This window comes from Mangrovimonas sp. ST2L15 (assembly GCF_001280515.1).
GTDB lineage: Bacteria > Bacteroidota > Bacteroidia > Flavobacteriales > Flavobacteriaceae > Mangrovimonas > Mangrovimonas futianensis.
Genome location: NZ_LBIQ01000030.1, coordinates 1,624,809 through 1,636,696, shown reverse-complemented (window position 1 = coordinate 1,636,696; position 11,888 = coordinate 1,624,809). Strand labels below are relative to the sequence as shown.

Genomic DNA, 11,888 nt, shown 5'->3' with positions numbered 1-11,888 from the left:
TTAAATATATTTAGATTCTTTATTGATTATGTCCTTGAAACGCTTTTTTTTATTTCAAAACTATCAATTTGTGAGAAGATGTATTTTTACATGCTCCCTTTTCATGTGTTTAACAACCCTTTCAGGTCAAAATAACATTGAAAAAAATCCTGTGTTAAGTGATTCATTAGCACTTATTGCCTATGACAATAAGGATTTTGAAAACTACTTTAAATATTTTATCCAATATGAAAATAACCTAGATTCCTCCAAGGATTCAAAATTTAAGGTAAGATCTCTTTATCAACATACAGAACGTTTTTTTAATTTAGGCTTATACCAGCAATCGAAAGAATTAGCTTTAAAAGAAATAGCCTTAGACAGTGACCTTGATCATATCATTAATTCAACTTTTACTAGTCTAAGCTATGTGATATTAGCCAAATCACAAAATGCTTTAAAAGAATACCAAAAAGCAAAGCAAACGTATTTAGATGCGATTGTTTTAGTAAAAAAAATTTCTAATCATGAGAAACCTTTAAGACTTGCTTCTGCCCTTAATAATTTAGGGATGCAGTATTTAGATTATGAAAGCAACAAGGATTCTGCTTTATGGTATTTCCAAAAAGCCAAGGAGACCATGGTAACATCTTCCATATCAAACCATCCATTTTATGGAGTTCTCAATGAAAACATAGCACATATTGAATATGACCAAGGAAACTATACTATTGCTAAAGAACATTACCAGAACAACTATGAAAACGTATTTACCTTGACGGGTAATGACCGATTGAAAAGAAATCATTTACTTTCCGGAATCTACTTGTCTAATGCCTATTTAAAGTTAAATCAGGTTTCTGAAGCCAAAAAGGTTTTAAACAACCTCGCCATTTCTTTAGATACCATACAAAACTTTCGATTTGGTAATGAAATCGAAATGGCTTGGTTAGAAACTTCTAGAGAACTGGCAGAACAAGAAAAAAATTATCAGCAAGCGCTGGATTTATCCAAAAAATTAGATGCTAAAAAAGACTCCCTTCATCATCAAGAAACTCAGAACAAACTACTGGGGAGTAGTATATTGGAAGAAGAAACTATTAATAAATATCAAGCACTTATTGAAAATGAGCGTTTAAAAACGGTTAACCTAGAACAAATAAATCGCACACGCTTTTGGATCACAATTAGCACCCTCCTCATTTTACTTGGTATTTTTATCTTTCTATTTTCTCAGTACAAACAACATTTGGCTTTGGCTAGAAAAAATAAAGAAATTGCTGAACAAAAAGCCATTGCACATTCCTATAGAAACCAATTACTCACCAAAGATTTAGAAAATCAAAAGCAAGACCTCACCAACATTGCTCTAAGCACACAACAAAATGTAAGCTGGTTAGAAGGCCTTAATGACACCATAACCAAATACAAAAGGCAAGGTCATTTTTCTAAGGAATTATTTATAAAAGAATTGTTGGACTCCATAGAGGACAAAAAAAGAGCCAACACGTTTACCGAAAACCTACACGAAAAAATTGCAACCATTAATTCCGAATTCTATTCGAAACTAAAAATTAGTCATCCCGATCTCACTGATTATGACATTAAACTATGCACCTTGATTCGCATCAATCTTGAAAGTAAAGATATTGCTACTATTTTAAATATCTCACCCTCCTCGGTTAACACAAGCAGGTATAGAATTCGAAAAAAACTAGAACTATCTAAGGGCGACAACTTGACCGATTATCTTAAGAATATATAGCTTTTACGGCAATTGTCTATTCATTGTCTATTGATATGCATTGATGATTTTGGCAATTTTATGCATCTCCTTCTAAGTCATTAAAAAACATAACTATTATGATGGGTTTACATGCATTAAAAAGGGGTTATATAGTAACATTTATAGCCCTAATGTATTCTTCTTTTATAGTTGCCCAGGTAGGTATAGGAAATACCGACCCCAAAGCTTCCTTGCACATTTCCTCATCCAATACGGCAACTCCAGTCAATACAGATGGTATTCTTATTCCTAGGGTGGATAATTTTCCATCCCCAAATCCTACAGCAGATCAAGATGGTATGTTAGTATTTGTCACAGGAAATGGGTCTCCTTCTAAGGGTCTTTACTATTGGGATAATGCAGCAACTAATTGGATATCTATTACCGGAGCCAAACAAATTAATGACTTATTGGACGGTAAATCCGATAGTGATGGCACTAATAATGGATCTTCCATATTTTTAGGAATCAATGCAGGAGCCATTGATGATGGTTCAGATAATCGCAATATTGGTATTGGATTTAATTCTTTAGCGGCAAACACCACAGGAAATCAAAATACAGCGATTGGTTACAACTCCTTGCAAGCTAATACTGACGGAAGCAGCAATACAGCCATAGGTGTGGGGACCTTAAAATTCAACACGACTGGTATTGCTAATACAGCCATAGGCCGTTTCTCATTACTTGCTAATACTACCGGTACTCACAATACTGCAGTCGGTAATATATCTTTATATGAAAATACTACAGGTTCTTATAATACAGCTATTGGAAGGAGTGCCTTAAATAATAATATGGATGGCATTGATAATGTTGCGGTGGGCCATCAGACCTTGCAACTAAATATAAGTGGGACAACTAATGTAGCTGTTGGTTCACAAGCGTTACAAAACAACACAGTAGATGGCAACGTAGCTGTTGGCTATAGTGCCTTAAAGACCAATCAGAGTGGCGAAAGAAACACTGCTATTGGAACCAATGCACTTCTCTTAAATACACTCGGAGATAACAATACAGCTACAGGATATCAAGCCCTTATGAACGCATTTGGTGGAGCTAATACTGCCACCGGTGCTTTTGCACTACAAAATAATACGATAGGAACTCAAAACACGGGAGTTGGTGCTCGTACCTTAGAGAGCAACACATCGGGTAGTTACAACACCAGTTTAGGTAGAGGTGGTTTGCAAAACAATTCAGATGGAAGCAATAACACGTCGGTTGGGACAAATGCCTTGAATGCTAACACGAGTGGAAATGATAATACAGCTTTAGGGTACAATGCGCTAAATTCAAACAATACAGATAATAACAATACAGCTGTAGGTTCTGGTTCGTTAGAAAATAATACAGTTGATGGCAATGTAGCTGTAGGCTATAGTTCTTTAAACGCCAATACTACAGGAACTAATAATACTGCTATTGGTACCAATGCACTGCTCTTAAATACAACCGGAAATAACAATACGGCTACAGGATATCAAGCCCTTATGAACACAACTGGTGGAGCTAATACTGCCACCGGTGTTTATGCATTGCAAAATAATACGACAGGAACTCAAAACACGGGAGTTGGTGCTCGTACCTTAGAGAGCAACACATCGGGTAGTTACAACACAAGTTTAGGTAGAGGTGGTTTGCAAAACAATTCAGATGGAAGCAACAACACGTCGGTTGGGACAAATGCCTTGAATGCTAACACGAGTGGTAATGAGAATACAGCTGTGGGACATAATTCTTTACGCTACAATACAGTAGGATACCAAAACACGGCTTTAGGTTATCTCGCTCTCAACTCTAATACCACAGGAGATTTCCATGTTGCCATAGGAGCCCTTGCTCTAGAAAGTAATGTAGGCTCCATAGGTAATGTTGCTGTAGGTCATAGTGCTTTAAATGCTAATACAGGAGGCAATAGAAATACGGCTATTGGCTATGAAGCTTTAAATAATGCCCAAACAGGAAACAATAATGTTGCCATTGGGTTGCAAGCGTTATCTCAATTAACGAGTGGAAACAATAATATAGGCATAGGAAGCTATGCACAAGTTCCCAATGCAACAGGCATTCATCAAGTTCGTATAGGAAATACCAGCATTACTTACGCTGGCATACAAGTAGCATGGTCTATTACTTCAGATAACATTTGGAAGTCAAATGTGCGAGATCTACCCTATGGTTTGGATATGCTTACTAAATTAAGACCTGTAGATTATATTAGAAAAAATAATGAGAAGCAAACTCGAGAAATGGGCTTTATTGCTCAAGAAGTAGAGCATGTTCTCCTTGATTTAGGCTATGATGACCAAGGGTTTCTTACAAAAGATGACCAAGGTAGAATAAGTTTAAGATACAATGATTTTATTTCTCTCTTAACTCAAGCCATTAAGGAACAGCAACAGCAAATTGCCACTCAACAAGAAGAGATCAAAAAACTCAAAGAGTCGCAAACACTCATTTTGGAGAAAAATGATCAATTACAAGCTCAGGTCCTAAACATGGAAGAAAGCATTCAAAACATTCTAGTTCAATTACAATTGCAAAACACAACTAACACCAGCGCTTCTAATGAGCCAACCAAAACCGATTAATAGCAATTTTAATCATGGCAGAATAACCACACTGCCAACTGGGATTGAAGGATACATAAGTATAATGGTCTTTATCTTAGGCCAAGGAAATTCTCTTATGTATCCTCTTTTCCTATCTAATTATATTGATGAATTGAAAACATCATGTTTATGAGAAGCAACTACTTCATACTCTTTCTCTTTGTTTTACTAAATTTTGGCGGGTATGCTCAGCTTACGATAAGAAATAATGCCTATGTATATGCCTCAGACGTGGTGGTTTTTGTAAATGACCAAGTAAATATTCAGGAATCAACGGCACTTTTTTACCTAAGAGATGAAGCACAACTTCTTCAAGGAACAGGGACAGTTGGCAATTCTGGCACAGGACTTTTAAGTGTCTGCCAATGGGGCACTGTCAATGAATATGCTTATAACTATTGGTGTTCACCTGTAGGTAATACTCTAGCCAATTCCGTTGGTAATAGACCATTTAGGCCCAATAATAATATTTATGAGGTGATGAGCGCTCCTATAACAAGTGCACCAGCATCCTTTACCTCTGGTTATGATGGTACTTCCAGTCCTTTAGTAATTTCAAATTACTGGATATGGAAATTTGACCCAGGAACGGCATACAGTGAATGGGATTATGTTGGTGACAGTGGGGATGTTGCTACAGCCTATGGTTTTACAATGAAAGGAACTAACGGGTCTGGAAACAACCAAATGTATGACTTCAGAGGAAAACCAAATTCCGGAACAATTTCCACTAGTGTTTTAGCTGAACAACTAACTCTGGTAGGCAATCCATATCCATCTGCTTTAGACGCAAGAGATTTTATTTGGGATACTGACAATCAAAATGCCATAACAGGATATCTGTACTATTGGGAACAAGCTCCCGGGGCTACCTCCCATTTTTTAAGCGATTATGTGGGTGGCTATGCTTCTTATACTATTTCTTCTGATGGTCTTGTAGATTCCTTCACCCCCGCTGCTTTCACCACCTATTTAAGCAATGGTATACCAACTAATTTTCCAGCAGGATCAGGCAACAAAATTGCTAAAAGGTACATCCCCATAGGACAGGGATTTATGGTAGAAGGGAAAACAGGCTCCACCGGAGTAGCTTATTTTAAAAATGCCCACAGGGATTTTGTTAAAGAATCTGATGGCAACAGTTTCTTTTTTAGAAATCAAGAGTCTGACACCAACCTGACCAATTCAACCCCAATAAGTTATGATGAAAATGGTTTGACTATCGTACCAGGTGACTATCAAAGATTCCGAATTAATGTTGATTTCAACGACACCCATACAAGACAACTATTGATGAATTTCCATGAAAGTGCAAGCAGTGGATTTGACTATGGATTGGAAGCAAAAAGTCCTGAATTCCTTAGTTCAGATGCTCACTGGACTTGGAATAACGATCCCTACTGCATCCAAGCATATAATTTTGATCAGGACTTGCATATTCCCTTAATAGTAAAATCAAATAGCCAACAACTCATTCGCTTTCGAATTTTTGATGTACAGAATTTTGATGAGGTACAGCCCATTTATTTACATGATATGTTGACAGATTCTTATGTAAACTTAAGGGAGCAAAACCTTGAATTAATGATAAACGCAGAAAATTATAACGATCGTTTTGAAATTACATTCACTCAAGAAGCACTAAGCATGGATGAACCCATTTCAAATTCAATTGTAGTTTTTCATAACCAAACAACATCTGAAATCATCATTAAAAACCCAAATTATTTGACCCTTCAGCAGGTATCATTATATGACATTACAGGAAAAGAAATTTTGAATGACGTTGATTTATCACAAAATCAAGAATATCATTATTCAACAAAAGATCTAAGTTCTGGAGCCTATATTGTACATTTAGTACAAGACACTGAACACATTGTCTCTAAAAAAATTATTGTCGGGCATTAGCAAAACAAATGCTCTCAATGAAAATAATGTTTATAAAAAAAGTCCAACATTATACATGTTGGACTTCATTTCGTCGGGATGACAGGATTTACAGAATCGATTTGTCATCGCTTATGTTGCAAATTAAAGCGTTGCTTTAATTTCATATAAAGCAAAAAGGCTAATTTAAGAAAGTAAACTTTCTACATTAACCTTTGCTTTAAAGTGTCGGGATGACAGGATTTGAACCTGCGACCACACGGCCCCCAGCCGTGTACGCTAACCGGACTGCGCCACATCCCGAATTATCTATCTTCAAGAAAACGTTTAATACCTCGCTTCTTTATTTTATTTTCAAGTTTTCTCGCTTCAGAGCGATTAGAAACCTCAAAAACTTCTTGAAGTTTCCAAGGAATTCCTTTAGTGGTATATTTATTCCCACCTTTATTATGAACCAACAATCGGTTATCTACATCTTTGGATTCCACACAATAATACCTTCCTAACGATTCACTCCAAAGTATGTATACATAGTGTCCCATAACCTGCTACCATTCCGCTATTGGCGGAATACGCTAACCGGAAGGAAGCTTGTCTCGAGCGTAGTCGAGAGGCCACATCCCGAATTATAGGGGTACAAAAATAAAGTTTCATGTCACATTTTTATGGTTTTTATCAAGTTTTTTTCGAAAAAAAATCCTGATTTAAAAAATTGTTTTAACTGCCTTTATACTAACCTTTTGTTAACTTAAAAATTTTATACTCCTATTATTATTAATTTTAGAATTTATTCGCCAAAATAAAACACATTTGTAAATATGCATTAATTTCATAATTTGCAGAACTTCAATTTTTCTATAGAACAAATGACAGATATAACCAGACTTTTCGATTTTCCTTATTATCAGTTAGAGACTTACAAACTAAAAGAGGCTCTTGTAACCAAGTATGATGAGGTCTGGACTCCTACCTCAACACAAGCTTATATTGATCAGGCAAATGCCATAAGTAGAGCACTTCTTAAGTTGGGAATTCAAAAAGATGATAAAATAGCTGTTATTTCTTCGACAAACCGAACAGAGTGGAACATCATGGATATTGGTATTTTGCAAGTTGGTGCACAGAACATACCTATTTATCCAACCATTTCAGCTGAAGATTATGAGTATGTACTCAACCATAGTGAATCAATCTATTGTTTTGTTTCTGATGCAGATGTTTTAGCCAAATTAAATCAAGTAAAGGGCAATACCAAGCTAAAAGAAGTATATTCCTTCAATCACATTGAAGGATGCAAACATTTTTCAGAACTACTAGAGTTAGGGAAAGACCCAATTAATCAACCGGAAGTAGAGGAACGAAAAAATCAAGTTCATGAAGATGACTTGGCAACCATTATCTATACCTCAGGTACAACCGGAAGACCCAAAGGAGTTATGCTGACGCATAAAAACATTGTAAGTAATGCTTTAGATAGTGTTCCTAGGTTACCTATATCGGGTGCAGGCACCAGAGTTCTCAGCTTTTTACCTATTTGTCACATTTTTGAGCGTGTCTTAATTTACATTTATCAATATATGGGTGCCACCATTTATTTTGCTGAAGGTTTGGATAAAATTGGAGATAATGCAAAAGAGATCAAACCTCATTTAATGAGTGTGGTACCGCGTCTACTGGAAAAAGTGTACGATAAAATTGTTCACAAGGCTGAAGAATTATCTCCCTTAAAACAAAAAATATTTTTCTGGGCGGTAGGTCTTGGTGAACAATGGGAGCCTTATCAAAAGAACGGATCTTGGTATCACTTCAAACTTAATTTAGCTCGAAAACTCGTTTTCAGCAAATGGCAAGAAGCTTTAGGCGGTGAATTAAGCACTATGGTATCTGGTAGTGCGCCTTTGCAACCTAGGCTCATACGCATATTTTGTGCAGCAGGCATGCAGGTCATGGAAGGTTACGGGCTTACAGAAACGTCTCCGGTAGTAGCCGTTGGAAAATATGCTGACCATATGTTTAAAGTTGGAACCGTAGGAATTCCTATTCGTAATGTAGAAGTCAAAATAGCAGAAGATGGTGAAATCCTTATAAAAGGTCCTAATGTGATGAAAGGCTATTATAAAGATCCTGAAAAAACAGCTTCTGTCATGACAGAAGAGTATTTCCATACTGGAGACAAAGGAGAAATTGATTCTGAAGGTTTCTTGAAAATCACGGGACGTAAAAAAGAAATGTTCAAAACCTCGGGCGGAAAGTATGTTATCCCTACCCTATTGGAAAATGAGTTAAAACAATCTCGATTCATCGAACAAGTCATGGTGATAGGCGAAGGCCAAAAAATGCCAGCAGCCTTGATTCAACCTAATTTTGAATTTATCAAAGAATGGATCAAATTCAAAGGGAAAGCCATTGACCCAACCAATGATGCCATTTATACCTCTAAAGAAGTCATAGACAGGATCCAACAAGAAGTAGATAAATGCAATTCCAAATTTGGAAAGTGGGAGCAAATTAAACGCTTTGAACTCACCCCAGATGAGTGGTCCATTAAAGGAGGGCATTTGACACCTACCATGAAAATGAAAAGAGATATTATCCTTAACCTTTACAAGGATCTTTACGATAAGATATACAATTAACACCCCATAAAATTGCGAAGCCTCTAATCAATCTGCCTATTTTATGTTAAATTATTATTTTTTATTATGCATGCATAGCATATTTTTTTATATTTGGAAGACTAAAAATCAACCATGAAAGATAAAACAATTGACTATGTTCTAAGAACCACCTGGTTAGCCGTCAATAAAATGTATAATGAAGAAGCCGCCAAATTTGAAAGTACAATGGCTACGGGGTTCACTTTACTGAGCATTGATCCCGAAAAAGGCACACCTTCAACGGCCTTGGGTCCCAAAATGGGAATGGAAGCCACTAGCCTCTCCAGAATTTTAAAAACCATGGAAACCCGAGGATTAATAGAAAGAAAACCAAATCCTGAAGATGGCCGAGGCGTATTAATTCACCTTACGGAGTTTGGCAGAAAAAAAAGAGCCTATTCAAAAGAAAAAGTAATCACATTCAATGACGCTATAAGGGCCAACATATCAGAGGAAAAACTAAATCACTTTTATGAAGTGGCCGAATTAATCAACGAGATGATTTCAAACAAAAAAATATATAACCAAGACAAATAACAATCAAATAATGAGCAAACGAATTATTAATAAAGTAGCTGTAATCGGCTCTGGAATTATGGGAAGTGGCATTGCCTGTCATTTTGCAAATATTGGGGTCGAGGTATTACTTTTAGATATTGTGCCTCGAGAGTTAACAGAGGCCGAAAAAGCCAAAGGCTTAACCTTAGAGCACAAAATGGTGAGAAACCGTTTGGTAAATGACTCCTTAAAAGCAGCGTTGAAATCCAAACCATCTCCTATTTACCATCAAAAATTTGCCAGTAGAATTACCACCGGTAATTTAGAAGATGATATCGCCAAAGTTTCTGAAGCAGACTGGATCATTGAGGTGGTTGTTGAACGATTGGATATAAAAAAGAAGGTCTTTGAAAATCTAGATAAACACAGAAAAGAGGGAACACTTATAACCTCTAACACCTCTGGGATTCCGATTCAATTCATGAGCGAAGGACGAAGTGAAGATTTCCAAAAGCATTTTTGTGGAACTCACTTTTTCAATCCAGCGAGATATTTGAAATTATTTGAAATCATTCCTGGACCAAAAACATCTCAAGATGTATTGGATTTCCTTAACAGTTATGGTGAGCAATACTTAGGAAAAACGTCAGTTATTGCCAAAGATACACCAGCCTTTATTGGTAATCGTATTGGGATTTTTGGAATTATGAGTCTTTTCCATCAAGTAAAGGACATGGGACTCACTATTGAAGAAGTTGATAAATTGACTGGTCCTGTCATTGGTCGTCCCAAGTCAGCTACCTTTAGAACCGTAGACGTAGTTGGGTTAGACACCTTGGTTCATGTAGCCAATGGGTTGTATGAAAACTGCCCTAACGATGAAGCACACGACCTTTTTAAACTCCCAGGGTTTATTCAAACCATGATGAACAACAATTGGTTGGGAAGCAAAACAGGTCAGGGTTTTTATAGAAAAGTAAAAAATAACGACGGAAGCAGCGACATCCTGTCTTTAGACTTAGATACGTTAGAATACCGAGCTAAAAAATCGGCCAAGTTTGCCACTTTAGAGCTTACCAAAACGGTTGACAAGGTTATCAATCGCTTCCCAATATTGGTTAGCGGAAAAGATAAAGCTGGAGAGTTTTACAGAAAGAACTTTGCGGCTATGTTTGCCTATGTATCAAACCGCATTCCAGAAATATCTGATGACCTATATAAAATAGATGATGCCATGAAAGCTGGGTTTGGTTGGGAACATGGTCCCTTTCAAATCTGGGATGCCATTGGCGTAGAAAAAGGTATCGAAATTATGAAAGCAGAGGGCTATGAACCAAATGCTTGGGTGTATGAGATGCTTGAATCTGGTAGCAAATCGTTTTACAGTGTTCAAAACGGGGCTACCTATTATTATGATATCCCTTCCAAAAAACAAACCAAAATCCCTGGACAAGATGCCTTTATCATTTTAGATAACATCAGAAAATCTAAAGAAGTCTTTAAAAACTCAGGTGTGGTTATCGAAGATTTGGGAGATGGTATCCTTAATTGTGAATTCCAATCTAAAATGAACACCATTGGTGGTGATGTTCTAGCGGGAATCAACAAGGCTATTGATTTAGCAGAAAAAGAGTTTGATGGATTGGTTGTTGGAAACCAAGGAGCTAATTTTTCTGTAGGTGCCAATATTGGCATGATATTCATGATGGCGGTAGAACAAGAATATGATGAGTTGAACATGGCCATTAAGTACTTCCAAGATACCATGATGCGTATGCGGTACTCCTCTATCCCTACCATTTCAGCACCACATGGTATGACTCTAGGTGGGGGCTGTGAGCTTTCTATGCACGCAGATAAGGTGGTAGCAGCAGCCGAAACTTATATTGGTTTGGTAGAATTTGGAGTCGGAGTGATTCCTGGAGGCGGTGGTTCTAAAGAAATGACCTTGAGAGCCTCTGATACCTTTAGAAAGAATGATGTAGAATTAAATGTGCTCCAAGAATATTTCTTAACCATTGGTATGGCAAAAGTATCAACATCCGCTTATGAGGCCTTTGATTTAGGCGTTCTTCAAAAAGGAAAAGATGTGGTGGTTGTGAATAAAGACAGACAGATTGCAACAGCCAAGGCTTATGCTAGGTTGATGGCCGACCAAGGCTATACCAAACCCATTCAAAGAACAGATGTCAAAGTATTGGGTAAACAAGCCTTAGGAATGTTTTTAGTTGGTACAGATTCTATGGAAGCAGGTCACTACATCAGTGAACATGACAAAAAAATAGCCAACAAATTGGCCTATGTCATGGCAGGTGGAGACCTTTCTGAAGCGACACTTGTAAGCGAACAGTACCTGTTGGATATAGAACGTGAAGCCTTCTTAAGTTTATGCACAGAAAGAAAAACACTGGAACGTATTCAGCATATGTTAAAAACAGGAAAACCCTTACGTAATTAGAAAAT

7 protein-coding genes and 1 tRNA gene are annotated in these 11,888 nt (G+C 36.9%); 6 read left to right on the top strand and 2 right to left on the bottom strand.

Going from position 1 to position 11,888, the window contains the following annotated elements; all coding sequences use genetic code 11:
- Positions 1–103 precede the first annotated feature (103 nt).
- The 3 genes from ZA07_RS11225 (at position 104) to ZA07_RS11215 (ending at position 6,291) form a co-directional block, all read left to right on the top strand.
- Complete coding sequence (locus ZA07_RS11225) at positions 104–1,744, top strand: LuxR C-terminal-related transcriptional regulator (RefSeq protein WP_053971773.1); 1,641 nt, start codon at positions 104–106, stop codon at positions 1,742–1,744.
- Positions 1,745–1,842: 98 nt separating this feature from the next.
- Entirely contained in the window at positions 1,843–4,359 is a 2,517-nt protein-coding gene (locus ZA07_RS11220; RefSeq protein ID WP_082316570.1) for a tail fiber domain-containing protein, read from the top strand.
- A gap of 150 nt (positions 4,360–4,509) precedes the next feature.
- On the top strand, positions 4,510–6,291 hold the full coding sequence (locus ZA07_RS11215) for a T9SS type A sorting domain-containing protein (RefSeq protein WP_197276724.1): 1,782 nt from the start codon (positions 4,510–4,512) through the stop codon (positions 6,289–6,291).
- A gap of 207 nt (positions 6,292–6,498) precedes the next feature.
- Here the strand turns inward: ZA07_RS11215 and ZA07_RS11210 are convergent.
- Positions 6,499–6,573, bottom strand: a tRNA-Pro gene (locus tag ZA07_RS11210).
- 2 nt (positions 6,574–6,575) lie between these two features.
- On the bottom strand, positions 6,576–6,812 hold the full coding sequence (locus ZA07_RS11205) for a GIY-YIG nuclease family protein (protein WP_053971770.1): 237 nt from the start codon (positions 6,810–6,812) through the stop codon (positions 6,576–6,578).
- A gap of 324 nt (positions 6,813–7,136) precedes the next feature.
- Here ZA07_RS11205 and ZA07_RS11200 point away from each other — a divergent pair, with 324 nt between their 5' ends.
- The 3 genes from ZA07_RS11200 (at position 7,137) to ZA07_RS11190 (ending at position 11,883) form a co-directional block, all read left to right on the top strand.
- Positions 7,137–8,906 (top strand): long-chain fatty acid--CoA ligase, encoded by a 1,770-nt coding sequence (locus ZA07_RS11200; protein ID WP_053971769.1) that lies wholly within the window; start codon positions 7,137–7,139, stop codon positions 8,904–8,906.
- Positions 8,907–9,020: 114 nt separating this feature from the next.
- Positions 9,021–9,464, top strand: a complete 444-nt coding sequence (locus ZA07_RS11195) for a MarR family winged helix-turn-helix transcriptional regulator (protein ID WP_053971768.1) — start codon at positions 9,021–9,023, stop codon at positions 9,462–9,464.
- Between the two features lie 10 nt (positions 9,465–9,474).
- Complete coding sequence (locus ZA07_RS11190) at positions 9,475–11,883, top strand: 3-hydroxyacyl-CoA dehydrogenase/enoyl-CoA hydratase family protein (protein WP_053971767.1); 2,409 nt, start codon at positions 9,475–9,477, stop codon at positions 11,881–11,883.
- Positions 11,884–11,888 lie beyond the last annotated feature (5 nt).